This is a genomic window from Nonomuraea ceibae (genome assembly GCF_019396325.1).
Taxonomy (GTDB): domain Bacteria; phylum Actinomycetota; class Actinomycetes; order Streptosporangiales; family Streptosporangiaceae; genus Nonomuraea; species Nonomuraea ceibae.
The window spans coordinates 1-25,101 of sequence record NZ_JAHKRO010000105.1 but is presented as its reverse complement, the minus strand read 5'-3'; the positions used below and the strand labels follow the sequence as shown (position 1 = coordinate 25,101).

General features: G+C 70.8%; 29 protein-coding genes, 2 tRNA genes and 1 pseudogene. 17 read left to right on the top strand and 15 right to left on the bottom strand.

The window, feature by feature from the left end; genetic code table 11:
* Nucleotides 1–39 precede the first annotated feature (39 nt).
* The 4 genes from KME80_RS39625 to KME80_RS39610 all read left to right on the top strand — a co-directional run bounded on the left by KME80_RS39625 (nt 40) and on the right by KME80_RS39610 (nt 3,985).
* The gene (locus KME80_RS39625; protein ID WP_219514467.1) at nt 40–1,032 is read left to right on the top strand and encodes an aliphatic sulfonate ABC transporter substrate-binding protein; all 993 of its coding nucleotides are present in this window, start codon (nt 40–42) and stop codon (nt 1,030–1,032) included.
* Nucleotides 1,033–1,075: 43 nt separating this feature from the next.
* Nucleotides 1,076–2,242 carry an ROK family transcriptional regulator gene (locus tag KME80_RS39620; protein ID WP_219514465.1) on the top strand — a complete coding sequence of 389 codons (1,167 nt, stop codon included), beginning with the start codon at nt 1,076–1,078 and terminating at the stop codon, nt 2,240–2,242.
* A gap of 163 nt (nt 2,243–2,405) precedes the next feature.
* Nucleotides 2,406–3,218 (top strand): ABC transporter permease, encoded by an 813-nt coding sequence (locus KME80_RS39615; protein WP_219514456.1) that lies wholly within the window; start codon nt 2,406–2,408, stop codon nt 3,216–3,218.
* On the top strand, nt 3,215–3,985 hold the full coding sequence (locus tag KME80_RS39610; protein ID WP_219514455.1) for an ABC transporter ATP-binding protein: 771 nt from the start codon (nt 3,215–3,217) through the stop codon (nt 3,983–3,985). Before KME80_RS39615 ends, KME80_RS39610 begins: the two co-directional genes overlap by 4 nt.
* A gap of 24 nt (nt 3,986–4,009) precedes the next feature.
* Here the strand turns inward: KME80_RS39610 and deoC are convergent, their stop codons facing one another.
* Complete coding sequence (gene deoC / locus KME80_RS39605; protein WP_219514453.1) at nt 4,010–4,939, bottom strand: deoxyribose-phosphate aldolase; 930 nt, start codon at nt 4,937–4,939, stop codon at nt 4,010–4,012.
* A 180-nt stretch (nt 4,940–5,119) separates the two neighbouring features.
* On the opposite strand from deoC, the gene KME80_RS39600 reads away from it, so the two are divergent.
* The gene (locus KME80_RS39600) at nt 5,120–5,266 is read left to right on the top strand and encodes a hypothetical protein (protein WP_219514451.1); all 147 of its coding nucleotides are present in this window, start codon (nt 5,120–5,122) and stop codon (nt 5,264–5,266) included.
* A gap of 122 nt (nt 5,267–5,388) precedes the next feature.
* A complete protein-coding gene (locus KME80_RS39595) occupies nt 5,389–8,244 on the top strand; it encodes an ATP-binding protein (protein WP_246646506.1) in 2,856 nt (951 codons plus the stop codon).
* Here KME80_RS39595 and KME80_RS39590 read toward each other — a convergent pair.
* The 11 genes from KME80_RS39590 to KME80_RS39540 form a co-directional block, all read right to left on the bottom strand.
* Nucleotides 8,241–8,807, bottom strand: coding sequence for a TMEM165/GDT1 family protein (locus KME80_RS39590; RefSeq protein WP_219514441.1), 567 nt, complete (start codon nt 8,805–8,807; stop codon nt 8,241–8,243). The two genes, KME80_RS39595 and KME80_RS39590, sit on opposite strands and share 4 nt — an antisense overlap.
* A gap of 239 nt (nt 8,808–9,046) precedes the next feature.
* Nucleotides 9,047–10,072: a UDP-N-acetylmuramate dehydrogenase gene (locus KME80_RS39585; protein WP_219514483.1), complete on the bottom strand. Its 1,026-nt coding sequence runs from the start codon at nt 10,070–10,072 to the stop codon at nt 9,047–9,049.
* Nucleotides 10,073–10,143: 71 nt separating this feature from the next.
* Complete coding sequence (locus tag KME80_RS39580; protein WP_219514439.1) at nt 10,144–11,208, bottom strand: hypothetical protein; 1,065 nt, start codon at nt 11,206–11,208, stop codon at nt 10,144–10,146.
* Between the two features lie 47 nt (nt 11,209–11,255).
* Nucleotides 11,256–11,684: a MaoC family dehydratase gene (locus KME80_RS39575; RefSeq protein WP_219514437.1), complete on the bottom strand. Its 429-nt coding sequence runs from the start codon at nt 11,682–11,684 to the stop codon at nt 11,256–11,258.
* A 1-nt stretch (nt 11,685) separates the two neighbouring features.
* Nucleotides 11,686–12,135 carry a MaoC family dehydratase N-terminal domain-containing protein gene (locus KME80_RS39570; protein ID WP_219514436.1) on the bottom strand — a complete coding sequence of 150 codons (450 nt, stop codon included), beginning with the start codon at nt 12,133–12,135 and terminating at the stop codon, nt 11,686–11,688.
* A gap of 182 nt (nt 12,136–12,317) precedes the next feature.
* The gene (gene rpmG, locus KME80_RS39565) at nt 12,318–12,482 is read right to left on the bottom strand and encodes a 50S ribosomal protein L33 (protein WP_019632658.1); all 165 of its coding nucleotides are present in this window, start codon (nt 12,480–12,482) and stop codon (nt 12,318–12,320) included.
* A 70-nt stretch (nt 12,483–12,552) separates the two neighbouring features.
* Nucleotides 12,553–12,626, bottom strand: a tRNA-Met gene (locus tag KME80_RS39560).
* A gap of 153 nt (nt 12,627–12,779) precedes the next feature.
* A tRNA-Thr gene (locus KME80_RS39555) sits at nt 12,780–12,855 on the bottom strand.
* Between the two features lie 39 nt (nt 12,856–12,894).
* Entirely contained in the window at nt 12,895–13,125 is a 231-nt protein-coding gene (locus KME80_RS39550; RefSeq protein ID WP_219514427.1) for a transposase, read from the bottom strand.
* Between the two features lie 68 nt (nt 13,126–13,193).
* Nucleotides 13,194–13,718, bottom strand: coding sequence for a C40 family peptidase (locus KME80_RS39545; protein WP_219514419.1), 525 nt, complete (start codon nt 13,716–13,718; stop codon nt 13,194–13,196).
* A gap of 6 nt (nt 13,719–13,724) precedes the next feature.
* Nucleotides 13,725–14,732, bottom strand: coding sequence for a GH25 family lysozyme (locus tag KME80_RS39540; RefSeq protein WP_219514417.1), 1,008 nt, complete (start codon nt 14,730–14,732; stop codon nt 13,725–13,727).
* A 294-nt stretch (nt 14,733–15,026) separates the two neighbouring features.
* On the opposite strand from KME80_RS39540, the pseudogene KME80_RS39535 reads away from it, so the two are divergent.
* Nucleotides 15,027–15,158 (top strand): annotated as a pseudogene (locus KME80_RS39535) (ABC transporter); the annotation flags it as partial.
* Between the two features lie 491 nt (nt 15,159–15,649).
* Here KME80_RS39535 and KME80_RS39530 read toward each other — a convergent pair.
* Nucleotides 15,650–15,928: a DUF397 domain-containing protein gene (locus tag KME80_RS39530; protein ID WP_219514415.1), complete on the bottom strand. Its 279-nt coding sequence runs from the start codon at nt 15,926–15,928 to the stop codon at nt 15,650–15,652.
* A gap of 11 nt (nt 15,929–15,939) precedes the next feature.
* A complete protein-coding gene (locus KME80_RS39525; protein WP_219514413.1) occupies nt 15,940–16,764 on the bottom strand; it encodes a helix-turn-helix domain-containing protein in 825 nt (274 codons plus the stop codon).
* Nucleotides 16,765–17,164: 400 nt separating this feature from the next.
* Between KME80_RS39525 and KME80_RS39520 the strand changes: the two genes are divergently transcribed.
* From KME80_RS39520 to KME80_RS39510, 3 genes are all read left to right on the top strand, one after another.
* A complete protein-coding gene (locus tag KME80_RS39520) occupies nt 17,165–17,554 on the top strand; it encodes an ATP-binding protein (protein ID WP_219514411.1) in 390 nt (129 codons plus the stop codon).
* A gap of 346 nt (nt 17,555–17,900) precedes the next feature.
* Nucleotides 17,901–18,227, top strand: coding sequence for a hypothetical protein (locus tag KME80_RS39515; protein WP_219514409.1), 327 nt, complete (start codon nt 17,901–17,903; stop codon nt 18,225–18,227).
* Nucleotides 18,220–18,477, top strand: a complete 258-nt coding sequence (locus tag KME80_RS39510) for a hypothetical protein (RefSeq protein ID WP_219514401.1) — start codon at nt 18,220–18,222, stop codon at nt 18,475–18,477. Before KME80_RS39515 ends, KME80_RS39510 begins: the two co-directional genes overlap by 8 nt.
* Nucleotides 18,478–19,171: 694 nt before the next feature.
* Here KME80_RS39510 and KME80_RS39505 read toward each other — a convergent pair.
* A complete protein-coding gene (locus KME80_RS39505) occupies nt 19,172–19,618 on the bottom strand; it encodes a hypothetical protein (RefSeq protein ID WP_219514399.1) in 447 nt (148 codons plus the stop codon).
* A gap of 200 nt (nt 19,619–19,818) precedes the next feature.
* Between KME80_RS39505 and KME80_RS39500 the strand changes: the two genes are divergently transcribed.
* From KME80_RS39500 to KME80_RS39470, 7 genes are all read left to right on the top strand, one after another.
* Nucleotides 19,819–20,235, top strand: coding sequence for a hypothetical protein (locus tag KME80_RS39500; RefSeq protein ID WP_219514396.1), 417 nt, complete (start codon nt 19,819–19,821; stop codon nt 20,233–20,235).
* A complete protein-coding gene (locus KME80_RS39495) occupies nt 20,235–20,591 on the top strand; it encodes a hypothetical protein (RefSeq protein ID WP_219514394.1) in 357 nt (118 codons plus the stop codon). The genes KME80_RS39500 and KME80_RS39495 overlap by 1 nt, the downstream gene beginning before the upstream one ends.
* Nucleotides 20,588–21,361 carry a hypothetical protein gene (locus KME80_RS39490; RefSeq protein ID WP_219514392.1) on the top strand — a complete coding sequence of 258 codons (774 nt, stop codon included), beginning with the start codon at nt 20,588–20,590 and terminating at the stop codon, nt 21,359–21,361. Before KME80_RS39495 ends, KME80_RS39490 begins: the two co-directional genes overlap by 4 nt.
* A complete protein-coding gene (locus KME80_RS39485; RefSeq protein WP_219514390.1) occupies nt 21,358–22,065 on the top strand; it encodes an FtsK/SpoIIIE domain-containing protein in 708 nt (235 codons plus the stop codon). The genes KME80_RS39490 and KME80_RS39485 overlap by 4 nt, the downstream gene beginning before the upstream one ends.
* Nucleotides 22,066–22,190: 125 nt before the next feature.
* A complete protein-coding gene (locus tag KME80_RS39480) occupies nt 22,191–22,802 on the top strand; it encodes a hypothetical protein (protein ID WP_219514388.1) in 612 nt (203 codons plus the stop codon).
* A 239-nt stretch (nt 22,803–23,041) separates the two neighbouring features.
* Nucleotides 23,042–23,305, top strand: a complete 264-nt coding sequence (locus KME80_RS39475; protein ID WP_219514379.1) for a hypothetical protein — start codon at nt 23,042–23,044, stop codon at nt 23,303–23,305.
* Between the two features lie 128 nt (nt 23,306–23,433).
* Nucleotides 23,434–24,921, top strand: coding sequence for a replication initiator (locus tag KME80_RS39470; RefSeq protein WP_219514377.1), 1,488 nt, complete (start codon nt 23,434–23,436; stop codon nt 24,919–24,921).
* Nucleotides 24,922–25,101: the final 180 nt, after the last annotated feature.

Here is a 25,101-nt window from a genome sequence, read left to right as displayed (position 1 = left end):
GTCCACCCCCCGTAACCCATTCCTGAGAAAGGACCTCCGATGAGGCTTCCTCGCAGGCTGGCGGCCTTCACGGCAGCGCTCGCCCTCGTCCTTCCCGTGGCCGCGTGCGGCTCCTCCTCCGAGGACGGCGCGCGAACCGTCAGGTTCGGCTACATCGCCGACTTCGCGGGCGCCGCCGTGCTCGCCGCCGCCGACAAGCAGGGGCTGTGGGCCAAGCACGGCCTGGAGCCCGAGCTGAAGGTGTTCACCAACGGGCCGCTGCAGATCCAGGCGCTCGGCTCGGGCGACATCGACTTCGGCTACATCGGCTCGGGCGCCACCTGGCTCCCGGCCAGCGGCAAAGCCAAGATCATCGCACCGAACATGCTGGGCCAGGCCGACCGGCTGATCACCCACGCGGACTCCGGCGTCACCTCGGTCGCCGGGCTGAAGGGCAAGAAGATCGGCGTCCCCGAGGGCACCTCCGGCGACATGATCCTGGAGCTGGCGCTCAAGGAGGCCGGGCTGACCGGCAAGGACGTGCAGAAGGTCAACATGGACCCGAGCACGGTCGTGTCGGCCTTCAGCGCCAAGCAGATCGACGCGGCCGCCATCTGGTACCCGCTGATCGACACCATCAAGAAGAACGTGCCCGACCTGATCGAGCTGACCAAGAGCGAGGACTACTACCCCAAGCTCAGCTTCCCCAGCTCCTTCGTGGCCCGCAACGAGCTGGTGGCCGAGGACGCGGCGACCGTGACCAAGGTGCTCAAGGTGCTGCGCGAGGGCAACGACTGGGTGGCGGCCAACACGGCCGAGGCCGAGACGCTGACGGCGACGTTCCTGAAGGCCCCGGCGGAGCAGTTCAAGGGCGCCTCGGCGGTGACCAGGATCGTGCCGACGGCCGAGCTGGACAAGCTGACCGCGGACGGGTCGGTGGCCGGTTGGTACAAGGGGCTGGCGGACATCTTCGTCACGATGGGCAAGCTGCCGCAGTCGCCGGACCCGGCCACGTACTTCACGGCCGACCTCTACAAGGGCGCCGCTAATTAACCCGGGAAGTTGACAAATTTCGACCTCGACCCATCATGGTCCCATGTCGAGCCCCACTGACGCGCTCCAGCGGCTCCGCCGGGTGCACGAGGACGCCGTCCTGTCCGCGCTGCGCTCCTCGGGCGCGCTGAGCCGGGCCCAGCTCACCGAGCGCACCGGGCTGTCACGTACGACGCTGTTCACGATCATCTCCGATCTGATCGAGCGCGGGGCCGCCGTCGAGACCGAGCCGGCGCCCGGCGAGCCGCGCGGGCGCGGCCGTCCGGCGTCGCTCGTGGCGCTCAACCCCGCCGCCGGTCTGCTGCTCGGCCTCGACCTGGGCCGGGGCCGCATCCGCCTGGCGATCGCCAACGCCGCGCACCAGGTCGTCACCACCGCGGCCCGCGACCTTCCCGAGGACGCGGCGCCGCTCGCGCTGGCGGAGGCGGCGATCGGCCTGGTCCGGCAGGTGGCCGAGGAGCGCGGCGTGCGGCTGGGCGCCCTTGAGGCGGTCGGGCTCGGCCTGGTGGGCGTCGTCGACGGCGATCCCGGTCCCGCGGGTCACCAGCCGCTGGCGCGCCGCATCGCCGACGAGTTCGGCGTGCGGGTGGCGGTCGACAACAACGCCAGGCTGGCGGCGCTGGCCGAGGCCACCTGGGGCGCGGCCAGGTCCGTGCGCGACGTCGTCTACGTGCGCTGGTCCGTGGGCGTGGGCGGCGGCTTCGTCGCGGGCGGCAGGCTGCTGCGCGGCGCCCACGGCGCGAGCGGCGAGCTCGGCCACGTCTCGCTCGACCCGTCGGGGCCGCCCTGTCACTGCGGCGGGCGCGGCTGCCTGGAGGGCAGGATCGGCGGCCAGGCGCTGCTCGACGCGTGCGCGGCGCGCGGCGTCCCGCTCGACGGCCTCGACGCGCTCGTCGCCGCCGCCCAGGACCGGGCCACGGTGGCGTGCGAGGTCGTCTCGTCGGCGGCCCGCGACCTGGGCCGCGTGCTGGCCGACACCGTGACGCAGCTCGACCCGGCGCTGGTCGTCGTGGGCGGCGAGCTGGCCGGGCTGGGCAGCCTGGTGCTCGACCCGATCCGCGAGGCGATCGGCCACCTGGCCCTGCCCAGGTCGCCGCGCGAGATCCGGGTGACGCAGGCCGACCTCGGCGTGAACGCCTCGGCCATGGGCGCGATCGCGCTCCTGCTGCACGAGGAGCCGTCGATCCCGGCCCACCTCAGGCCCGCCTGACCCACCTTTTTTGTACGGGCTACGGATCAAAACCCGAGCCTGCGGCTGACCGCGCCCGTGTCCGACCTGCGGCGGAGCGGAACAATCATCGGCTATTTTTGCCTACCTATTGACGAAAATATCCGGACATCAGCACACTGTCGGGCATGGAGGCACCCCAGCCATGACCGCACTGAGCGTCACCCAGAGACCCGGCGACCCGCCCGCTCCCCGCCGCCGCCGCGCCAAGCGGCCCGCCCGCGGGATCGTCCTGAACGTGGTCGCCGTCGCGGCCGGACTCGCCGCCTGGACCGGCCTGTCGGCCTCCGGCATCCAGGGCCTCACCGGCCCCGTCGACGTCGCCGTGCGCGGCGCCGAGCTGATCGCCGACGGCACGCTCACCGCCGACCTGCTCGCCAGCCTGCGCCGCGTCTTCACCGGCTTCGCGCTCGGCACCGCGCTGGCCGTCCCGGTCGGCTTCCTGATGGGCTGGTACGCCACCGCCCGCGCCCTCATCGAGCCCTACGTGCAGTTCTTCCGCACGATCCCGCCGCTGGCCATCATCCCGCTGGCCATCCTGCTCATGGGCATCGGCGAGACGCCGAAGGTCTTCGTCATCTTCCTGGCCGCGTTCCTGTCGAGCGTCGTGGCGACGTTCCAGGGCGTGATGGACGTCGACAAGACGCTCATCAACGCCGCCCGCGTGCTCGGCGCCTCCGACCGGGTCATCTTCCTCAAGGTCGTGGTGCCCGCCTCCACGCCGTTCATCATCGTCGGCATGCGCGTCGGCCTCGGCGCCGCCTGGGGCACGCTGGTGGCCGCCGAGCTCATCGCCGCCCAGGAGGGCCTCGGCTACCGCATGCAGCAGGCCCAGCTCTACTACGACCTGCCCACCATCTTCGTCGGGCTGATCAGCATCGGCGTGCTCGGCCTGCTGATGGACCGGCTGCTCCAGCTCGCCGAACGCCGCCTCACCGGATGGCAGGAACGCCGATGACCACCAAGATCTCCTTCCGCGGCGTGTCGAAGACGTTCGCGCTCAAGGACACCGACTTCCTCGCCCTCGACCGCGTCGACCTGGACATCGCCGACCAGGAGTTCGTCACCGTCGTCGGCCCGTCGGGCTGCGGCAAGAGCACGCTGATGAGCATGGCCGCCGGCCTGGTCGAGCCCGGAGACGGCGAGATCCTGCTCGACGGCGCCCCGGTCGCCGGCCCCGGCCCCGACCGCGGCGTCATCTTCCAGCAGTACGCGCTCTTCCCCTGGCTCACCGTGCGCAAGAACGTCGAGTTCGGGCTGGACCTGGCCCCCATCCCCGCCGAGGAGCGCCGCGAACGCGCCCAGCGGGCCATCGACCTGGTCGGCCTCACCGACTTCGCCGACGCGCTGCCCAAGACGCTGTCCGGCGGCATGAAGCAGCGCTGCGCCATCGCCCGCGCCTACGCGGTCAACCCGAAGGTGCTGCTCATGGACGAGCCGTTCGGCGCCCTCGACGCGCTCACCCGCGTCCAGCTCCAGGACCAGCTCCTGGACACGTGGAGCCAGGAGCGCCGCACGGTCATGTTCATCACCCACGACGTGGACGAGGCCGTCTACCTGGCCAACCGCGTCGTCGTCATGGCCGCCAGGCCCGGCCGGGTCCACCGGGGCATCGACGTGGACCTGCCCTACCCGCGCACCGAGGAGATGCGGCTGTCGCCGGAGTTCGCGCGCATCCGCAACGAGGTGTGGCACTCGGTCTACCACCAGGCCCCGGCGGCGTAGCCGCGATCGCCCGTCCCGCGCGGCTCAGTCGAGCGTGAAGTAGTCGGGCCCGGCGTAGCGGCCGGTGGTCAGCTTCTCGCGCTGCATCAGCAGGTCGTTGAGCAGCGAGGAGGCGCCCAGGCGGAACCAGTCGGGCGAGAGCCAGTCGGCGCCGGCGGTCTCGTTGACCAGGACGAGGTTCTTGATGGCGTCCTTGGTGGTGCGGATGCCGCCGGCGGGCTTGACGCCGACCTGCCGTCCGGTGCGGTCGCGGAAGTCGCGCACGGCCTCCAGCATGATCAGCGTCACGGGCAGGGTGGCGGCCGGGGCGACCTTGCCGGTGGAGGTCTTGATGAAGTCGGCCCCGGCCAGCATCGCCAGCCAGGACGCGCGGCGTACGTTGTCGTAGGTCGCCAGCTCGCCCGTCTCCAGGATGACCTTGAGGTGGGCGGCGCCGCAGGCGGCCTTGACGGCGACGATCTCCTCGTAGACCTTGACGTAGTCGCCGGACAGGAACGCGCCGCGGTCGATGACCATGTCGATCTCGTCGGCGCCTGCGGCCACGGCGAGGGCGGTGTCGCTGACCTTGACCTCCAGCGAGGAGCGCCCGCTGGGGAACGCCGTCGCCACGGAGGCGATCTTGACGCCGGAGCCGGCCAGCGCGGAGGCGGCCACCGCGACCAGGTCGGGGTAGACGCACACGGCGGCCACGCGGGGGGCGTCACCGCCGGGGTGCACGGCCTTGGTGCACATGGCCCGGACCTTGCCGGGGGTGTCGGCGCCTTCGAGCGTGGTGAGGTCGACCATGGAGATGGCCAGGTCGATGGCCTGGGCCTTGGCCGTCGTCTTGATGGACCGGGTGCCGAGCATCGCCGCCCGCTGGTCGGCGCCGACCCGGTCGACGCCGGGCAGTCCGTGCAGGAAGGCCCGCAGGGTGGCGTCGGAGGCGGCGACGTCGGTGAGCGAAGTAGTCACAGTTGACACCTCCACAGCATCGCCGACCAGGTGCCTTACTTCCAAACCAGGGCCATACCTAGACGTCCCGGGAGCCCCGGTGAGGCAGGAGATAAGGCATCCAGCCGATGTGGGACGGGGGGCCTTAGCGCGAATCTTGAGTATGTCAGGAAAGAGAACGACATCTCATAGGAGATCACCGTGAACGCGGAAATCGAGTTCCAGCTCATGAAGAGTCACGCCAACGAGCTTCGCGAGGCGGCGGCCAGGCACCGCCGAGTACGCGAGGCGCTTCAGGTCAACAAGTCCGAGCGCCGCTCGGTCTTCGGCAAGCGCCGCTCCTCATGACCGCCCCACGAGTGCCCGGCCGCAACCTCCCTCGCGGCCGGGCCTCACAGCCTCCATGAACGGGTTTCACGCCCCCATAAAAGCGTCGAAAGCAACAGATAAGGCATGACATGCTGGATGACATGCTGGGACGTTCGGTCAGCCCCGTCTTCGTCGGGCGCGAGGAGGAGCTGGCGGAGCTCCGCGAGGCGCTGGACGAGGCCCGCAAGGGAAACGCCACGGCGGTGCTCCTCGGCGGCGAGGCCGGTGTCGGAAAATCCCGGCTTCTCCAGCGCTTCTCCGAACAGATCGCGGCCGACGGCGCCCGGGTGCTGTTCGGCGGCTGCGTGGAGCTGTCCACCGAGGGCCTGGCCTACGCGCCCTTCACCGCCGCCCTCCGCCAGCTAGTCAGGGAACAGGGCGCCGACCGGATCGCCGCGCTGCTGCCCGACGGGGCGGCCCGCGACCTGGCCCGCCTGCTGCCCGAGTTCGGGGAGCCCAGCGCCGACGGCGAGACCGGAACCGGCCGCGCGCGGCTCTTCGAGCAGTTCCTCACCCTCCTCGAACGCCTGGCCGACAGCCACCCCACCGTGCTCATCATCGAGGACGTGCACTGGGCCGACCGCTCCAGCCGCGACCTGATCGCCTTCCTCAGCCGCAACCTGCGCATCCCGCAGGTGCTCATGGTCATGACCTACCGCTCGGACGACCTGCACCGGCAGCACCCGCTGCGCCCGGTGCTCGCCGAGCTGGGCCGGGTCAGCGGCGTGCTCCGGCTGGACCTGCCCCGGCTCTCCCGCGACGAGGTCGCGCAGCAGATGACCGGCATCCTCGGCAGCGCCCCGCACTACACCAGCGTGGAGAAGGTCTACGAGCGCAGCGAGGGCATCCCGCTGTTCGTCGAGGCGATGCTCGAGAGCGGCACCGACTGCACGTTCCCCGACTCGATGCAGGATCTCATCCTCGGCGCCGTCGAGCGCCTGCCGGAGGAGACGCAGCGGGTGCTGCGCGTGGCCGCCGCCGGCGGCATCCGCGTCGGCCACGCGCTGCTCGCCGCCGTCAGCAACCTCTCCGACCTGGAGCTGGAGGCCGCGCTCCGGCCCGCCATCGCCGGCAACGTGCTGCAGATCGCCGACAACCGGGCGTACGTGTTCCGCCACGCCCTGATCCGCGAGGCCGTGCACGAGGAGCTGCTCCCCGGCGAGCACCAGCGCCTGCACGCCCGCTACGCCGAGGAGATCTCCAAGGACCGCAAGCTCGTCCCGCCCGGCCGGGCCGCCGTCGAGCTGGCCCACCACTGGTACGGGGCACGCGCGGACGTCGAGGCGCTGGTCTCCGCGTGGGAGGCGGCCAAGAAGTCGTTCATGGCGTTCGCGTACACCGAGGCGGTGCCGCTGCTCGAACGCGTGCTCATGCTCTGGGACCGGGTGCCCGACGCCGCCGAGCGGATCGGCGCCGACCACATCGCCGTGCTGGAGAAGGCGGCCAAGGCCGCGCAGGCGGGCGGCGAGGTGGACCGGTCGGTCAAGTTCACCAAGGCGGCCCTGGCGGAGCTGGACGAGACACGCGAGCCCGGCCGGGTCGCCAGCCTGATCGTGCACTGGGCGAACCTGAAGATCTCCAAGGGCAAGACCGGCGTCGTGGAGGACCTGCGGCGGGCGCTGAAGCTGGTGCCGGAGCCGGGCCGGGCCAGGGGCGAGGTGCTGATGCCGATGAGCCGGCACCTGATGCTGCGCGGCGAGGCCGCCGAGGGCGCCATGTACATCGACGAGGGCCTGCGCCTGGCCCGCGAGCTCGGTGACCGGTGCCTGGAGGCCGACCTGCTGATGAACCTGGCGCTCGGCCACTCCCTGTCGGGCGACGTCGAGGCGACGATCTCCACCAACCTGCGCGCGCTGGAGCTCGGCCGGGAGCAGAACTCGGGCCGGGTGATGATCCGGGCGATCGGCAACAACATCGACGCCCTGCTCGACAGCGGCCGGGCCGACGAGGCGCTGAAGCTGTGCGAGGAGGGCTGGCAGGTCGCCAAGCGCTACGGCAGGCTGCGGGCCAGCGGGCTGTTCATCCTCAACAACTGGGCCGAGGCGCTGGAGGCGGTCGGCCGCTGGGACGAGGCGCTCGACACCGTGGAGCGGGCGCTCAGCTTCAGCCCCGCGCTGCGCACCCGCCACCACCTGCTGCGCGTGCGCGCCGACATCGCGCTCGGCCGGGGCGAGGTGGAGCCGCTGGAGGCCATCCTGTCGGAGATCGGCGTGCTCAAGGAGCGGCCTGAGGACTTCGTCCAGGACATCACCAACAGCACCCGGCTGCACATCGGCTGGCACATGCTCAGGAACGAGCACAGCGCGGCGCTGGAGGTGGCCGAGGGCATCCTGGCCCGTCCGGCGCAGTCGAGCAAGGCGATGCTGGGCTGGCGGCTGCTGGCCCTGCTGCGCACGGTCTGCGACGCGGCCGAGGTCACCGAGCCCGCCCGCGCCCGTGCCGTACGGGAGCACGCCGCCGAGGTGGCCGCGCACCTGTCGGTCGCGGGGCCGGTCGCGAAGGCGTACAAGCTCACCTATTCCGGTGACTTCGACGCCTCTGCCGCCGCGTGGGAGCGCCTCGGGCGCCCGTACAGCCAGGCCAAGGCGCTGACGCGGGCGGCCAAGGCGGCGGCGCTGTCCGGCGACCGCGACGGCGCCGCCACCCGGCTGGCGGTGGCGCTGCCGCTGGCGGAGGGGCTGCGCGCGACCCCGCTCATCGAGGAGATCGCGGCGCTGTCCCGCCGGGTCGGCGGCGTCCAGCGGGCCCAGGAGCCGTCCGAGCTGCTCACGCCGCGCGAGCTGGAGGTGCTGCGCCTCGTGGCGCTCGGCCGGACCAACCGGGACATCGCGGCGGAGCTGTTCATCTCCGCCAAGACGGTCTCCGTGCACGTCTCGAACATCCTGGGCAAGCTCGGCGTCACCACCCGGGGGGAGGCGGCCGCCGCCGCCCACCGGCTGTCGCTGCTTACTCCCTAGACGAACGCGTCGGCCAGCAGGACGACGCCGAACACGGCGAACGCCGCCGCCGCGCCGTAGCGGATGGCCTTCTCCGGCAGGTGCCTGCCCAGCATCCGCCCGACCACGATGGCCAGGGCGTCGGCCGCGACCATGCCGACCGTGGAGCCGATCCAGGTGCCCAGCCAGCCGTGCTGCGTGGCCAGCGTGATCGTCGCCAGCATGGTCTTGTCGCCCAGCTCGGCCATGAAGAACGCGACGGTCACCGCGATCAGCGCGTTGCGGGTGGTGGTCTGGGCCTTGCGCGACTCCTCGTCGGTCAGCTCGTCGCCGCGCAGCGTCCACACGGCGAAGCCGAGGAAGGCGATCCCGGCCACGACGGCGATCGCCGTGGTGGGCAGCGCGTCGCCGATCAGGCCGCCCACGGCCACGCTGACCAGGTGCACCGCCGTGGTGGCGATGGTGATGCCGGCCAGCACGGGCCAGGCTTTGAAACGGGTGGCGAACGTCATCGCCATGAGCTGGCTCTTGTCGCCCAGCTCGGCGATGAAGATCGCGACCAGGCTGATCCAGAACGCTTCCAACGGTCCTCTTCCGCGCGACCGGACCGCGAGCGTGCGCCGGGGGAAGTTTTCGGGCACGGCCTCGGCCCGGCAGCGTCTTCGTACGCGACTGCCAGGCCGAAGGTCTCGTCCGCCCGTGAAGGCCCGCGTGACCGGGCGCGGCAGGCCGCGCCAGTGTGTCGATCACGCGATTGGGACTACTCCCCCTCGGTGTTTCCGAACCACCATAACAGCCCCGCCGTACGGGCTATTCCCGGGGCTCAGAGCGCGCAGCCGACCATCACCGGCTCGTTGACGAGCGACACCCCGAACTTCTCGCGCACCCCGTCACGCACCTCCCTGGCCAGCGCCAGCAGGTCGGCGGTGGTGCCGAGGCCGTCGGGGTTGGTCAGCGCGAGCGTGTGCTTGGTCGAGATGCGCACCGGGCCGCGCCCGTAGCCCTTGGGGTAGCCGGCCTGCTCGATCAGCCAGGCGGCCGACACCTTGACCGTGTCGCCGTCGTGCGGCCAGCTCGGGTGGCCCGGCGCGCGCGCCGCCAGCTCCTCGGCCTCGGCCGCCGTCAGGATCGGGTTGGTGAAGAACGATCCGGCGCTGCGGGTGTCGGGGTCGTCCGGGTCGAGCACCATGCCCTTGCCGCGCCGCAGCGCCAGCACGGCCTCACGGGCGTGCGCCAGCGGCACCCGCTCGCCGAGCGCGACGCCGAGCCGTCCGGCCAGCTCCTTGTACGCCACCGCGCCCGACCTGTCGGAGAGGTCCAGCGCGTACGTCACGGCGAGCACCACGTGCCGCGACAGATCCCGTTTGAAGGCGCTGTCACGGTAGGAGAACCCGCACTGCCGCGCCTCAATGTCGACGACCTGCCGGGTCAGCCGGTCGTAGGCGCGCACGCACCGGACCGTCTGGGCGACCTCCTGGCCGTAGGCGCCGACGTTCTGGATCGGGGTGGAGCCCACCAGGCCGGGGATGCCCGACATGCACTCGATGCCCGACCAGCCCTCCGCGACCGCCCGCGCCACCAGCGGGTCCCAGTCCTCGCCGGCCTCGGCGGTGACCAGGACCTGCTCGCCGTCACGCGACACCGTCACGCCCCGGGACGCCACCCGCACGACCAGCCCGTCGAACCCGGCGTCGGACACCACCAGGTTGCTGCCGCCGCCCAGCACCAGCGTCGGCCTGCCCTGCCGGTCGGCCTCCGCGACCAGGGAGACGAGCTGCTCTGCCGTGGCGGCCTCGACGAACTCGCCGGCGGGACCGCCCAGACCCAGCGTGGTGTAAGGCGCGAGCATCTCCATGAGCCACAAGCTTATGAGCGTTCCCGGGTGCCCGCCCCCCGGGTGTGCCGGGTGGGAGGTTCGGGTCAGCCGGCGGGCAGGTCGTGCTCGTGGCGCTGCCGTACCGGCAGGTGCTGGTCGGGGACGACCAGCTCGCCGCGCAGCGCCAGCGACAGCTCCAGGTCGCCGTGGCGGCCGTCCTGGGCGTCCTCGGGGAAGACGCCCACGGCGGCGGCCCGCCGTACGGCCATCAGGCCGCCGCCGAGCGCCCGCACCTTGCCCGGCGACGCCTGCCGCCAGCCGGGCGGCGCCTGGTGCGGCCGGGGCCGCTCGGACGTGACCTCGACCACCGGGGCCCGCCCCTCGGGCAGCGGCTCCCAGCCCTGCCGGCCCGCCGCCACGGCGCCGTCCTTGACGGCGGCCACCAGCGGCGCGAGGGCGTCACCCTCGAGGACGAGGGAGGTGTCCATGAGGACGTGCACCTCGGCGGTGTCCAGGTGGAGCAGCTTGGCCCGGCACGCGCCCCACGTCGCCGTGCCGTCGCGCCACTGCGAGGTCTCGGCCACGTGCCAGACCTTGACCCGCTCCGGGTCCCGCTCGGCCAGCTCGTCGAGCACGTCCCCGGCGCCGGCGACGTTGCCCAGGTCGATGGCCAGGACGGCGGCGCCGGTGTGGTCCAGGACCGACTGCACGCAGGCCCGCACGTCGTCGGGCCGGCCGTCCACGACCAGGCCCACCGAGGCGGTCACGTCCTTGGTCTCCATGCGCAGCCGTTCGGCGTTGACGCCCAGGTCGTCCATGCGGTTGGTGGCCAGGGCGCCGTCCCAGGTCCGCTGGGCGTGCAGCATGCTGTCGTCGGGCGCGCCGTGCTGCCCGGGGTCGCCGGAGAAGCCGAGCTCGGCGGCCGGGTTCTGGCGCGCGCCCCGGGGCCTGGCCCCGGCGGTGCCGACGCCGGTGGCGGGCCCCTTCCGCGCCGGGCCCGCACCCGCCGCGCCGCCCTGGTCGCCTGCGCCGCCTGTCGTGTCGCGGCCGGTGCCGACGGTGCCGGCCACCTCCTCCAGGCGGGGCGGCCGGAGGTGGCCGGGCGGCCGGTCGTCGGTCACGGCGGAGACGGGGATGGACTGCACGGTGGGCCAGACGTTCGCGGTCATGGGCTCACGCGTACCCGAGAGCCGCCCGGCCAGTCATCACGGGCGCGTCAGGCGAGCTGGACGACCGCCCGGGCCTTCGACAGCACGCGGGCGTCGCCGGAGCGGGCCGTGAGGCCGACCACCACCCGCTTGTCGGGCAGCTTCTCCTCCACGACCCCGCTGACCGTGATCGTGGCGCCCTGGTCGTCGTCGGGCACGACCACCATCGAGGAGAACCGGACCCCGTAGTCGACCACCGCGCCTGGATCGCCCACCCAGTCGGTGACGAACCGCCCGGCCTGCGCCATCGTGTACATGCCGTGCGCGATCACGTCGGGCAGGCCGACCATCTTGGCGAACCGCTCGTTCCAGTGGATCTGGTTGAAGTCGCCGGACGCGCCCGCGTACATCACCAGGTTGAGCCTGCGCACGCCGTAGTCCACGGCCGGGATCTCCTGGCCGACCTCGACCTCGTCGTACTGCACCGTCGCCGTCATGTCAGGCCGCCCCTCCGCGCTCGACGATCGTGTTGTACGTGGTGCAGACCGGCTCGCCCTCGACCGTGGTGACGTCGTTCCTGACGGTCAGCAGCTCGTTGCGCCCGGCGCTGCGGATGTCGGTGATCGTCGCGGTGACCACGAGCCGGTCGCCGGCGTAGACGGGGCGGACGTACTCGAAGCGCTGCTCGCCGTGGACGACCATGGCGAAGTTCAGGCCGAGGTCGGGGTCGGCCAGCGCCTCGCCGCCGCTCTGCAGGCTGAACACGATGGGGAACGTGGGCGGCGCGATCACGTCGGGATGCCCGGCGGCCCGCGCCGCCTCCCTGTCGCGGTAGACAGGATTGTTGTCGCCGATCGCTGCCGCGAACTCTCTGATCTTGACCCGGCTGACCTCGTACGGGGGGCCGGCAGGGTAGCTGCGTCCCACGAAGTCACGGTTCAACGCCATCAGCGCTCCCTCGCATGTGTCACCGAGCGTCGTTGAGCCAGACGGTAACAGAACAAGGTTCGGCTGTCGCCGGGATGACCGGCATTTTGCCCATGAAACCCGCCGGACACGACGAACCGGCGCCCTGTCAGCAGGACGCCGGTTGTGCGTTATGGGGAGGCAGGAATGCTGCCCGGCGAGAACTAGCGGGTCTCGCGGTGCGCGCGGTGGCAGCGGCAGTTGGGGCAGTACTTCTTCAGCTCAAGCCGATCCGGGTCGTTGCGCCGGTTCTTCCGCGTGATGTAGTTGCGGTGCTTGCACTCCTGGCAGGCCAGCGTGATCTTCGGCCTAACGTCGGTGGCAGCCACTTGGGAGTGCCTTTCTACGTTCGGGACATGGACACGCCCGTCCCAGGTCAGGTGACCTGGGGAAGGGCAGTAGCGGAGGCCGGACTTGAACCGGCGACACAACGATTATGAGCCGTTTGCTCTGCCTGACTGAGCTACTCCGCCTTGAGCCGGTAACGACCCGGCCCCGTAGAGGATACCCGACACCGGGAGCACATTCGTAACTCGCCTGGTCGAGCGGGTGACCCCAGTATGCCTCAGAATCACCGGTGAACCTAAATGAATAAAGCCTCACCTTGCGGTGAGGCCCGTCACAGCTGGAGCCCCCAAACGGAATCGAACCGTTGACCTTCTCCTTACCATGGAGACGCTCTGCCGACTGAGCTATAGGGGCCTGTCCGGCGCTGCGGACAGGTGTAACCATACACGGCGCTCAGCGATGATGCGAACTCGTCCGCCCTTCCACCGCCTCGGCCGGGACCCGGGCCGCGGGCAGCCGGACGACCTCGCACAGATCGGCCAGATCGACGTGGCGCGCGACCTCCGCGACCGACAGGCAGTCGGCCACCAGCCACCCGTTGCGACGCACCCGGAGCACCTGCCGCCCCGCGCGCAGGGCGAGCACGATCTCGAACCCGTCGCCACCTACCCATCGCCTGTCCATAGCGGCACACAGTAGCCTCCGGGTCTCTCAATTTCCGGTACGTGACCCGCGTTACACGCCATACCGGATCAGTACCGGTAGAACCCGAGGAGGCCCTTCACCCGGGAGACGGGGTCGACCCGCACGACGGCGCCGGTCTCCGGGGCGTTCATCATCCGGCCCCCGCCCAGGTAGACGCCGACATGGCGAGTCTGCTTGACGCTCCTGCCGAAGAACACCAGATCGCCGGGCCGCGGCCGGGCGACCCGGCGCATGCGGCGGATGTGGTCGTCGGTGTTGCCCGGCCCGAGCACGTCCTCGCCGTGCGCCAGCGCGTACACCCAGCGGGTCAGCCCCGAGCAGTCCAGCCCGCGCGTCCTGGCCGCCGGGCAGGGCTTGATCTTGCCCTCGTAGCCCAGGCAGGTGCCCTTGGACGGCCCCGGCTCCTCGGCGTGGCCGCCGCCCCACGAGTAGACGATCCTGCGCTTCTCGACCGCGTACGCGATCTCCACGATGCGCGGCAGCACGTACCGCCTGATCGGGACGGAGGCCGTGGCGACCAGCAGGACGAGCACGACGGCGAGGGCGAGCCGGCGCCTGCCCGACAGCCTCACCCCGGCCTACCTCGCCCGCAGTTCCAGCTCCGCCGAGCCGACCGTGAACCTGATGCCGACGACGCCCTTCGACCTCGACGGCTTGGTGGCGAAGGTGAACGTCCGCTTCTGGCCGCGCGCGATCTCGGGGATGGCGCAGCGGATCGCCGTGCCGCTGAACGTGCAGCCCGAGGTCGCCTTGACCACCCGCATGCCGCCGAAGGTCCGGCCGGACACCTTGACGTTCGTGACCGGGTGGGGGCCGGTGTTGGCCACGGTCAGCGTGAAGCTCTTGCGGCTGCGCGCCTTGCCCGACACCGTGACCTCGGCGGGCGGGTTGGCCAGCGCCTTGAGGTCGGCCTCAGTGCCGTTGAAGGCGTTCTGCCCGCCGGCCAGCGTGCCCTTCTCGGCCGACTGCCAGAACGTGTGCTTCTCCCAGCCCTTGGGCAGCTCGCCCGGATCGGCTCCCCAGCGGGCGATCCAGAGTGGGTGCGCCTTGAAGGAGGCGCTGTCACCGGTGCACGTGCGCCACCAGCTCGTGGTGGTGTAAATGATCGCGTTGCGCCCGGTCCGCTGGCGGTATTTCTTCGTAAAGTCCTTGATCCAGGCGACCATGTCTTTCGCGGTCAATCCATAGCAGCTGTTCTTGCCGTTGCGCTCTTTGTATGGATTGTCCTCAAGATCGAGCACACCGGGCAGCGTCATCCCGTCGCCGGTCCACGCCCCGCCGTTCTGCACGAAGTAGTCGGCCTGCGCGGCCCCGCCCGACTCGTGCGGCTGGGCGAAGTGGTAGGCCCCGCGCACCAGCCCGGCCGCCGCCGCACCGTCGTACTGCGAGGTGAAGTGCGTGCTCCGGAAGTCGACGCCCTCGGTGGCGAGCACGAAGGCGAACTTCCCGCCTCCCGAGGCCACCGCCGGCCAGTCGACCTCCGCCGTCCAGTTGCTGACATCGACCCCGGGCACCCCGGAGGCCGCCTGGGCGGGACCGGCCATGCCGGCCACCGCGGCCACCGCGACCAATAACAGACGTTTCACCTGCGAGATCATCCCGGAGCCCGGCATAATCCCGCAACCCGCAATATCCGCATAACCGGACGCAGCTATCCGTCATTGGAAATTTCTCTGTACGTCCGTCGAAACCCCACTTCAGAGCCTCGAAACCGGCCCGACTCCGCCACGTCTCCTACGTAGGGTTTTCGCAGGTCAGAGCCGTATGTGAACGTCGTGTTCGCGTTTGCCAAAGCCCTCCCCCGCGCCCACACTGGACCCCCAACCTCAACCAAGCCCCCGACCTGGGGTTTCTTCGCCATGCCCGGAGGAGAACCGACCATGATCCACGCCCGGGGACTGACCCGTGTCTTCACGATGAAAAAGGAGACCGTCGAGGCGGTGCGCGGCATCGACCTCGACGTCGAGCCCGGCCGGCTCGTCGCCTTCCTCGGCCCCAACGGCGCGGGGAAGCCCAATAGAGGTCTGGGGCGCTTGCGGTTCGGTAACGATTGGCGCGGCGGTTGGTGCACGTCTCACCTGCGAGGTTAGGTGATTCGCTGGGCGGTGGCGAGGGGCGGACGAATCGTTGCGGTGGTGCTGACTGCATGGGGCAAGATCTCAAAAGGGGGGCATTACGCTGGTCTGCTAATTCGGGGAGGGGCCGCGCCCATCCCCCCGCACTTTCCTCCCCGGCCCCCCTTTTGCGATCTTGGAGGGGTCCCCATGCAGTTGGCTCCGAAACGATTCGGTAGCCCCGCCGTGGCTCGCGACCCTTCGCCGGTGCCGGTCTACGGAGAGAACAGCGGGCCAACGGCACGCAGTGTGGCGACCGGCCCGTGGGGGTTCCCAAAAGGGTCTTTAGTGCTCTTGTCCTAGGCGTGCCTTCGCTCCCGGTACGCGAAACGCCCAGACCGTAAGCATGGTCCGGGCGTCTCGCCGTGTGCGGCCTGCTCGGCAGGGCGTCAATGGACTGCCACGCCGGGGTAGCCAGCGATCAAGGATGCGGAACTGAAGTCACCTTCGGCCACGCCTGCAAGAAAGGCATCCCATTCGGGGATGGTGAAGAACTGAGGCTCGCGGTCGCGGTTCTTGGTGTCACGAACGGCCACCACGAACTCCTCGTCAGCTTTGTTAGGGACACCGGCGTCACGACCACGCAGGACGGCGACCTCAACACAGCTTGCGCCGTTGCCACTAAACCGGCTCGTCCGCCACTGGGCCTTAGAAAGGTCGGACTGCACCCTAGCTCCTCTCAATCGTGATCTTCGCCTAGGGATGTCAGTAGCGTCACCGTGTCGGAAGGGCTGAGCGCTACGGCGCGAAGATGCTCAAAAACCATGTTATGCCTGATTAGCTCGGCTTCCTCTTCTAGGAAGAGGTCGCCGCCCATGCTGTCGATGTAGACGATGTCGGGAGCGATCATCCCGAAGCGCAAGATGATGAAGCTGCCGGGCATGCCCGGGTGGGCACCGGCCTTGAATGGGATCACTTGGATCGTGATGTGCGGGTTGCGAGCCTGCGTGGCTAGGTGGCGAAGCTGATCACGCATCACGGCGGTCCCGCCAACGCGACGATGCAAGGCTGCTTCGTCGATGACCGCCCATAGCTGCGGGGCGTCTGGAGTGCCCAAGAGCTCCTGGCGCTTGAGCCTGGCGTCAACGCGGCGCTGGATGTCATCGTCGGTCGCGGCGGGCAGGACTCCCGCGATGACCTGACGGGCGTAGTCCGGTGTCTGGAGCAGGCCCGGGATGAAGGTGGCCTCAAAGTTGAGGATCTCGCGAGCCTCCGCTTCGAAGTTGATGTACGCGGTGTACTGCTCGGGCAATCCGGAGTCGGCAGTGTTCAGCCAACCCCTCTTTCCGGCGTCCCGCTGGAGGAGGATCAAGGCGTCCCGGCTGGGACCCGTGACACCGTAAGTGTCCAGGAGCGCATTAAGCGTTCTGAGCTGCGGTTTGGTGCGGCCAGTCTCGATGCGGTAGAGGGTGGCGACGTTCACCCCGGTCTGATTGGTGACGTCTTCTTGTGAGAGCCCAGCAGCGTCTCGGAGGCGACGAAGCTCAGCCGCCAACCGGCGCATGCGGACAGTAGGCGGCTGTCGTCTCGTCGGCACCAGGACATCATCTCGCACCTCGGGGTCATCGTGCATCTTGGTTGCCCTCCCGATATTTGCAAGGTATGCATTTTCAGGGCTTGCAGGTGCATGGCAGTTAGGTGCACACTGGGCCTTGCGCTAAGCCTCTCAGTTGGGCGCAAGCAATGGCGTTGGAAGTGCAGTTTTCCTGGGCAAGAGTGGCAGCTCGGGGCGCTGTGCCTGGTGCCTGGCGTCCGTGTGAGGCCATATCCGCTGAGACCCACTGCGGATGACAAATGCACAGTCGGCATTCGTCAGGACATGTCGAACCCACCCGACCCCCGCAAGGTAGGTGACCATGCGAGCCGTTGCGTCCGAGCGTCCGTACGCAGGGATCAAGGTGTGGGTGATCAGGGAGCTGGACGACTGCTCTCTGCTTCCCGCGCTGGCCCGTCGTGAGCTTCGAGCGTGGATGGGTGAGCATCCGGCGCTGGAAGACCTTGAACTGATCGCTTCTGAGCTGGTGACCAACGCCCTGGTGCATGGGTGTGCTCCGTGGGTGCGGATGAGTCTCGTCCCGATCGTGGAGGACGGGCGGCGGTACTGGCGGCTGGCCGTCGTGGACCCGGGAGTGTCGGGCGCTGTGCCGTCGCCGCGCATCCCCGGCCCCGATGAAACGTGCGGGCGGGGCTTGTGGGTGGTGGATGACCTGACGGGCGGACGCTGGGGGACGGATGTCACGCAGGTGGGCGAGCGCGTGGTGTGGGCCGCTCTGGCTGCTGGGGGGCGGTCGTGATGGGGCGTCCGGTGGTGGAGGAGATGAGCCCTGCGGGGCGGCTGGCGTGGGAGCTGGCCGGTCATCTGGAGCGGCGTGGGGTGGCGTCGCGGGTCTCGGAGTGCGAGGGGATCGCGCTGGTGGGGATCGCGGCGGTGGGGCTGAACGTGTGGTGTGAGTGGAGTGGGCAGGGGTGGCGGTTTCGGTGGTCGCTGGATGCTCCCACGAAGCCGGGGTGGTGGCGCTACACCTCGTGCCCGGCTTCGTCGGTGGAGACGGCGGCGCGGCGGGTCTCGGACCTGTGCCGGGAGCGCTACCGGTCGATGTACCCGGACAGTGGCGGGGGTCGGCAGGAAGGGAGGGCGCGGTGAGCAGGGCGGGCAAGAGCAGGCGGGAGGAGATCGCGGTGTGTCTGGCGAGCTTCCCGGACGGGGCGACGGTGGATGAGGTGGCGGCGTGCTTCGGACACGTCAACACGCGGGAGCACTTCCGGCGGCAGTTGCGGTTGCTGGTCGCGGCGGGGGTGGCGGTGAAGGTCGTGACGACGCAGCGCAAGGCGTTCGCGGGCGACTACGCGCGGGGGCCGCTTCGGCGGGTGAAGTTCCGGCTTGCCGATCCGACACCAGGCAACACACCGGGCAACACGCTGGGAGCCGATGAGGGGCAGATGGGCGAGGGGGACGGTCATGAATGACGGGCAGGCGCGGCGGCTTGCTGAACTGCGGGCCGCCTATCCCAAGTGGGAGATCACCACGGAGCTGGCCTGGGGTGCTGCGGCATGGCGACATCAAGACCTGGACGCAGCGGGAGTAGGGCGCGGGCTGGTCAACGTGCTGTTGGCGTGGGACGTGGAGGCGTTGACCCTGTGGCTGGCCCGTCAGGCGGCTGTGGAGGCAGGCACCGCGCCGCCCAGAGGCGGCCATGAGGTGAGCTTCGGCGTGTAGAGACGCCGTGTGAGTCGCCCCGGCCTAGCGTGCCTGCCGCCGCTGGGCCGGGTGCTAGCTGCCCCCGGCCAGAGGGGCGGGATCGACCCGGACCGACCCACCGTCCTCGGTCTGGCGGTCTCCCGCCTGGTGCGGCCTACCGGGATGGGCGTGTCCCCCGTGACGCCTTGCCGGTGGGTTCTGGCCGGGGGCTTCGGGCGTGCCGGGGGTCGGCGGGTCTGGTGCGGTTCGGGGGCCGGGGGCGTGGGGCGTGCCGTCGGGCGGCGAGGGCGAGCACGGCGCGTCAGCGCCGCGCGCAGTCCCGATGTCCGCCCGCCGGCGCGTCACGCTGCCCCCGGTCTCCTGGGCGGGTCCCTGGTACGGGCTTGTCTCCCGGGGTGCTGCCGCCCCTCCGATCAAGATCGTTCCCGCGGGAGGGGCGCCCGGCGTGCCGGGCGTGCTTGATCTAGTAGGGAAACTCATCACACAGCGCGGGGCGCTGCTCGTGTGCTGTCCCGGAATCTGAGGCGGGAGCCTGTCGGCGGGGGGTGTGACTGCCCGACCAGACCTTCGGCGCGATGAGCGGCGGCCGGGCAGTCACGGTGGACAGCTCCCCCCCTCCTCGGAGTGATGCCCACCCACCGTGTATATCAGTGACGAGTCGGTCGCGTTACGTGAGGTTCGCGGATGGGTGTGGTGTCGCTGGGACGGGAGTTCACCGGTGGGCGCACACCGGGAGCATGGGCGGGCGGTCGGCGAGCGCGGGGTGGTCGGCGGGGCGCAGACGCAGATGGAGGCGGGCTGCCCCGTCGCTGCGGTCCAGAGTGACGATGTCGCACAGGAACAGGACGACGGTCAGGGATACGGTGCTGTCGGTCATGCCGGTGTGCGGGGTGCGGCTTTCGGCGATGCGGTCGTCGGTGATCGCGCTCGTCGGGTCGTAGAGGTGGAGGCTTACGCCCGCCTGGTCGGCCCACAGGCTGAGTGTGGCGTCCGGGCACCCGGTGTCGATGAGCAGAAGGGCTGCCTCGTGGGCGGCGAGCACGAGATCGGCAACGCGGCATGCGCATAGTCCTTCGATCGTGGCGAAGGTGTGGACCCGTTGACGCAGCATGGCGGGGTTGTCACGGAGGGGTGGCGACAGGGGGATGGGCAGGAACATGCCTCGCGCTCCTTCTGCGTCTGCCGGTCCTCTGGTGGTGAAGCCTAGTTGCCCCGCATCCGCATTAGCACACGCGGCCGGGTGAATCTGGTACCTATGCCGTACCGGTATGGCTTTGAACTATTCGAACACACTTTCGAGTACTGCTTGCCATCGTGGGAGTTGCCCGCACGGGGCGCTCCCGGGCGATGGGAGGCAGGATGCGTTTTCCGATCGACACGAGCCAGCTCGCGTTCGTCGTGACCGGGCCGCCGATGGCGGCCAAGGACTTCTCCACCAAGAAGGTCAAGGTGACCGAAGACGGTCAGCCGGTCATGGTGGTGAAGCTGCTGGCGATGGACGGCAACGACTCGTCCCTGATCAAGTTCAACATCCCGGGCGAACAGCACCACCTGACGCCCGGCATGCCGGTGCGGGTGGAAGGGCTCACCTACGGCACGGCCAAGGACGGGGAGGTGCGGTGGTGGAGCGCCACGGCGGTCGTGCCGCTGCACGGGGCAGGCGCTCCGGCCGGGCGTAACCCGCACGCCTCGACCCCCGCCCCGTCCGCGTCGGCTCCGGCCGCTACGGGCGCGCGGCACTCGGGGCGCGCGGGCGCGGGTGAGGGTGAGGCGTGATGGATCTCCTCATCGGTCCGGCCGGATCGCGGGCGCAGGTGTGGCGGGTGCCGGACGGCTGGCCGCTGCTGAGCTTCGCCGCTTCCACGGGGCGGCTGGTGGTCGTGCGGGTGGATCACCTGTCGCCGGTGGCGGCCCGCTGGTTCGCGGCGACCCTGGCTCAGGCGGCCGACGCCTTCGCGCGGGAGGTGGACGCCTGCGCGGAGAACGCGCGCTCGGAGCCGGGCTGGGCTCGGCGGGCACGGACGGCCGACCGCTCGCGCCTGGTCCCGGTGGAGCTGGGCGACCCTGCCGGGGTGGTGGCGGTGGTGCCGCTGGCGCACCGGCCGCCCGGTCCTGAGGGGGCGCGGTCATGACGGGGCTGATGGGTCCGCAGGTTCCGGGGCGTCCGTCCGGGCTGCCGCCGATGGTGCAGACCCCGGCTCAGCCGATCCGCGCGGTGTCCACCCCGGGATCGCGCTGGACGGTGTACGTGCTGCGTCCGGTCTGGCTGGCGCGGCGTGAGATCGCGCTGTCGCTGCTCCTGCTGGCCGCGCTCGGCTGCGGCTGGGCGGTCGGCGGCTGGCCGCTGGCGCTGATGGTCGCGCTCAGCCTGGCGTCACTGCTGGTGATGCCCGGGGTCCGGGGCGCGGTGGGGGCGCTGCTGTGGCGGGCGCGGGTGATCCGGCGCTGGGACAGTGCGGCCCGCTATGCGGGGCTGGCCACACACAACGACCGGGTTCCGCGTGTGATGGGCGTGACCCGGACGGCGGCCGGTGAGCGGCTGCGGGTGCGGCTGCCGAAAGGCTCGGCTGCGGTGGACGTGGAGGATCGGGTGCCGTGGCTCACCTCCTCGCTGCGCGCCTCGGCCGTGCGCGTGGCGGCCGATGAGGACAACGCTCAGTACGCGACGGTGGAGGTGATCCGGCGTGATCCGCTGGACGCCTTCGGGGTGCTGACCTGGCCCTGGGCGGCGGCTGCCGAACACGGCTGGGTAGCGAGCGCGTGGGAGCCGATCCCGGTGGCCGTCGCGGAGAACGGGGACACGGTCATGGTCGCGCTGCTGGGCGGCTCGGCTGCCGGATCGCCTGACGGGTCGGCTGAGCTGGCCGGGCCGGACGAGTTGGACGGGGGGCGGCGGCGATGAGCGTGCATCTGCTGATCGGCGGCGCTCCGGAGGCGGGCAAGTCGGTCGCGCTTCACAGCGTCGTGGCCGGGCTGATGCTCGACCCGGACACCGACGCCGTGATGATCGACGGCAAGGAGGGCGTGGAGCTGGCCGTGTGGGAGAAGGTCGCCCACGGCGGTATCCGCCGCGAGATCGACGACGCCACGGCGGGCTTGTCCTGGGCGCGTGCGCGTATGGATGAGCGCTACGCGCTGATGTCGGCGTCGGGGCTGCGGAAGATCACGCCCGGGATGGGGCACGGCCCGCTGCTGGTCGTGATCGATGAGCTGGCGGCGTTCACGCTGCACCCGGACAAGAAGAAGCGGGCCGCGTTCCTGGATGGCCTGCACGACCTGGGAGCGCGGGGGCGCGCGGCGGCGGTGCGGGTGATCGCGGCCACGCAGAAGCCGGGCAGCGACGTGATCCCGACCTACATCCGGGATCTGTTCGACACCCGGTGGGCGCTGCGCTGCTCGACGCGGGAGGCGTCAGACACCGTGCTCGGCTCCGGGTGGGCGGCGCGGGGTGTGGACGCCTCGACCATCCCTCTGGGCTCGGCCGGGGTCGGCTACCTGCTGGCCGGGGCGTCCGGCCCGGTCCGGGTGAAGGGGTTCTACCTGTCCGATGAGCGTCTGTCGGACCTGGCGGCGTATGCGGCCAACCTGCGCGCCGTGTCCTGGTAGTGAGGCCCGCCGGCACTTTCGGCACCCCCTCCTACCTGCGGAAATGCGCACCTACCTGGGTGCGCGCAACAGATCGAGTCACGAGATCAACCCAAGGGTTCAACCCACCACGAAGGAGATCCATCATGTCCAGGACGACCACCCTGTTCGCGTCCGCGATCATGGCCGCTGTGGCGGCCCTGTCCACCGCCGCGTGCTCGGCGAACGCGACCGGGAACACCGCTGCGCAGACCAGTGCGCAGACCAACGCACAGCCCGGCACGCAGCCCGGCACGCTGCCCGGCACGCTGCCCGAGACGCAGCCCGAGACGCAGCCCGACGTGTTGGGCGACGTGCAGCCGGACGTGCAGCCGGACGTGCAGCCGGACGTGCAGCCGGACGTGCAGCAGGACGCGCAGCCGGACGCGCCGACCGATGCGCAGGGGGTGACTCTGGCGGCGGGTAAGAACGTCGGCACCGGCAAGGGGGCGGCGTGCCGGAAGGTCGTGATCACGGGGGTGCGCGTCGGGGTCCGGGAGTTCGCCTTCACCAACGCCGATGTGCTGCGGGTCCGCGACACCGGCAGCACCCTGACCTCGTGCGGGACGCTGCGGGGCAACGGCTCGAACGGCTACGCGGACAAGTGCGGGCGTAGCGGCTACAACTGGTACAAGGTCACCATTCCCGCGACCCGCAATTGGGCCGGGCAGACCGTCACGGAGGGGTTCGTGCCGGTGACGTGCGCCCGGGTGCGCTGAGGCGGTGAGTCGGCCGGTGAGCTGCCCGGAAGGTCATCACCGACCGGGCGGCTTTCCGGAAAGGGCAATTACCTGCGGAAATAAACCGCAAGACGGGCCTTACCAAGCAAGCGATTGGTATCTACGATCGGCTTGACACGACTCCTGCGGTACGCGGGAAAGCACGAGTAAGGCCGGGCGGTGTCCCTCCGGGGGGCAGGGGCCGTCCGGCGTCGGGAAGACAACCGAAGGGAAGCACAGTGAAGGTCTGGACGATCACAGACCAGGGGGCGGCCCCCGTGGAGATCAGCGACGAGTACGCGGCGCAGCGCTTCGTAGCGTGGCTGTTCCAGGCGGGTCAGGCGGAGTTGGACCACACCCTCAAGACGTTCGCACACGCCGCGTGGCGTGAGGGCGGTCTCGGGGCGTCGTTCCTGGAAGGACCGGAGGACGTGGCGCGGCTCAAGGCCGTGGTGCGGCTGCGGTGGCGTGCACTGACGGCGGGCGAGGCCGTAGCGGGGTAGCCGTCCGGGGCCGGGGCGTCGGTGAGGTCCCGGACTGGATCGCAGATCCGCGCAACATGTCAGGGCGGGCCGTGGGGACCCGCCCTTTGGCGTACTGGGGTACGGGAGCGTGTCGAATGGTACGGACAGTGACGCAGACGACGCAGATGATGCAGACGCAGACGGTGCTCGGGCAGATGATCGCCCGGGTTGCCGATGATGAGCAGTACCGGCGCTGGGCCGGTCAGGTGGAGCGGGCCGGGCACTGCGTGCGGCCGGTGCAACTGGCGGGATCGGCGGTGACGGTCAACACCGGCACCGGTCAGGTAGAGGCCACCTACACGAGCCGGGATGAGCCGGGCGGGGTGCTGCTGGTGGCGTGCAAGGACCGCCGCGAAAGCGTGTGCCCTCCCTGCGCGGCCCGCTACCGGGCCGATGCGTGGCATGTGTTCGCGGGCGGGGTCACCCGGGCGGACCGGGAGGACGACGACGGCGACGGCGGGCAGGCATCGGGGGGAAGCCCGATGGTGCTGGCCACGTTCACGGCTCCGAGCTTCGGCGCGGTGCATGCGGCCCGCGACGGGAAGGTGTGCCGGGCGGCTCGTCGCGGCGGGCGTGAGCGCACCTGTGAGCACGGCAGGCCGCTGTCGTGCCCGGCCCGTCACGCGGCCGGTGATGGCATGGTCGGCGCTCCGCTGTGCGTGGACTGCGCGGACCTGGCCGGGCAAGTGCTGTGGAACGCACACGTCGGGGAACTGTGGCGGCGCACAGTGATCTATGTGTATCGGGCGCTGGCGGCGCTGGCTCCTGCGGTCGGCGGGCAGCCGGTCACGGTGCGCGGGGTGCGGCAACTGCTGCGGCTGTCGTACGCGAAGGTCGCCGAATTCCAGAAGCGCGGCGTCGTGCACCTGCATGTGCTGGCGCGGCTGGACGGGGTCTGCCCTGACGACCCTGACCGGGTGGTGCCCGCCCCGGCGTGGGCCGGTACCGACCTGCTGACGGCGGCGCTGATGCACGCGGCCGGGCGGGTGAGTGTGGCGCTGCCCGTGGTCGACGCCCGCACGCTGGCGGTGGCCCGGTGGGGCACGCAACTGGATGTGCGGCCGGTCGCGCCCCGTCAGGTCGATGCCGCGCGGGTGGCCGGGTACCTAGCCAAGTACGCCACCAAGACCGTGTCCGACAGTGTGAGCGGGCTGCCCGCGTCCCGGCCCGCTGACGGCGGGGCCGACCTGGCGCAGACTCGCACGCTCCCGGCTCATGTGGCGGCGCTGACACAGACGGTGCGCCGGTTGGCGCGGCTGGCCACCTGCCGGACGCTGCGGCTCGGGCGGCACGTTCACACGCTCGGCTTTCGCGGGCACGTCACCTCCAAGAGCCGCCGCTACTCCACGACGTTCGCGGCGCTGCGGCAGGCACGGCGGGCCTGGCGGCTGGCCCAGAGGCACCGTGAGGACGACCCGTGGGCACACGGCACCGGACCGGACAGCGCGGAACCGGACGGGGCACGGGCGGTGGTCGGGGACTGGCGGATCGCCGGTATCGGCTACCGGACCCTGGGCGACCGGGTGTGGGCCGAAGTGCTCGGCCGTGAGCATCGCCAAGCCCGGCAAGCGCAACGACTGGGGCTGGCCACATAAAGATCGCGCCCTGACCGCCGGCAAAGTCGGCGAGGCTGCGACCAGGCAAAACGCGCGAAGCTCCGTGTAGTTCTTCGGCTGTTGGGGTTGGCCCTTCTTCCCCTGCTGCCCGCCTGTGCCCGATCTACGGCGGCGAAGCTGCGCCGTGGGTGGGTGGGGGGGGGCACGGGACGCCGAGAG

What these genes read in the sequence shown, in the direction of transcription:
- KME80_RS39575 (WP_219514437.1), bottom strand. Translation starts at nt 11,684, where the DNA reads ATGACGGCGACGGTGCAGTACGACGAGGTCGAGGTCGGCCAGGAGATC.
- KME80_RS39570 (WP_219514436.1), bottom strand. Translation starts at nt 12,135, where the DNA reads ATGGCGTTGAACCGTGACTTCGTGGGACGCAGCTACCCTGCCGGCCCC.
- KME80_RS39580 (WP_219514439.1), bottom strand. Translation starts at nt 11,208, where the DNA reads ATGACCGCGAACGTCTGGCCCACCGTGCAGTCCATCCCCGTCTCCGCC.
- KME80_RS39595 (WP_246646506.1), top strand. Translation starts at nt 5,389, where the DNA reads ATGCTGGGACGTTCGGTCAGCCCCGTCTTCGTCGGGCGCGAGGAGGAG.
- KME80_RS39620 (WP_219514465.1), top strand. Translation starts at nt 1,076, where the DNA reads ATGTCGAGCCCCACTGACGCGCTCCAGCGGCTCCGCCGGGTGCACGAG.
- KME80_RS39490 (WP_219514392.1), top strand. Translation starts at nt 20,588, where the DNA reads ATGACGGGGCTGATGGGTCCGCAGGTTCCGGGGCGTCCGTCCGGGCTG.
- KME80_RS39615 (WP_219514456.1), top strand. Translation starts at nt 2,406, where the DNA reads ATGACCGCACTGAGCGTCACCCAGAGACCCGGCGACCCGCCCGCTCCC.
- KME80_RS39510 (WP_219514401.1), top strand. Translation starts at nt 18,220, where the DNA reads ATGAATGACGGGCAGGCGCGGCGGCTTGCTGAACTGCGGGCCGCCTAT.
- KME80_RS39500 (WP_219514396.1), top strand. Translation starts at nt 19,819, where the DNA reads ATGCGTTTTCCGATCGACACGAGCCAGCTCGCGTTCGTCGTGACCGGG.
- KME80_RS39610 (WP_219514455.1), top strand. Translation starts at nt 3,215, where the DNA reads ATGACCACCAAGATCTCCTTCCGCGGCGTGTCGAAGACGTTCGCGCTC.
- KME80_RS39585 (WP_219514483.1), bottom strand. Translation starts at nt 10,072, where the DNA reads ATGCTCGCGCCTTACACCACGCTGGGTCTGGGCGGTCCCGCCGGCGAG.
- KME80_RS39625 (WP_219514467.1), top strand. Translation starts at nt 40, where the DNA reads ATGAGGCTTCCTCGCAGGCTGGCGGCCTTCACGGCAGCGCTCGCCCTC.
- KME80_RS39550 (WP_219514427.1), bottom strand. Translation starts at nt 13,125, where the DNA reads ATGGACAGGCGATGGGTAGGTGGCGACGGGTTCGAGATCGTGCTCGCC.
- KME80_RS39485 (WP_219514390.1), top strand. Translation starts at nt 21,358, where the DNA reads ATGAGCGTGCATCTGCTGATCGGCGGCGCTCCGGAGGCGGGCAAGTCG.
- KME80_RS39480 (WP_219514388.1), top strand. Translation starts at nt 22,191, where the DNA reads ATGTCCAGGACGACCACCCTGTTCGCGTCCGCGATCATGGCCGCTGTG.
- KME80_RS39495 (WP_219514394.1), top strand. Translation starts at nt 20,235, where the DNA reads ATGGATCTCCTCATCGGTCCGGCCGGATCGCGGGCGCAGGTGTGGCGG.
- KME80_RS39525 (WP_219514413.1), bottom strand. Translation starts at nt 16,764, where the DNA reads ATGCGCCGGTTGGCGGCTGAGCTTCGTCGCCTCCGAGACGCTGCTGGG.
- KME80_RS39505 (WP_219514399.1), bottom strand. Translation starts at nt 19,618, where the DNA reads ATGTTCCTGCCCATCCCCCTGTCGCCACCCCTCCGTGACAACCCCGCC.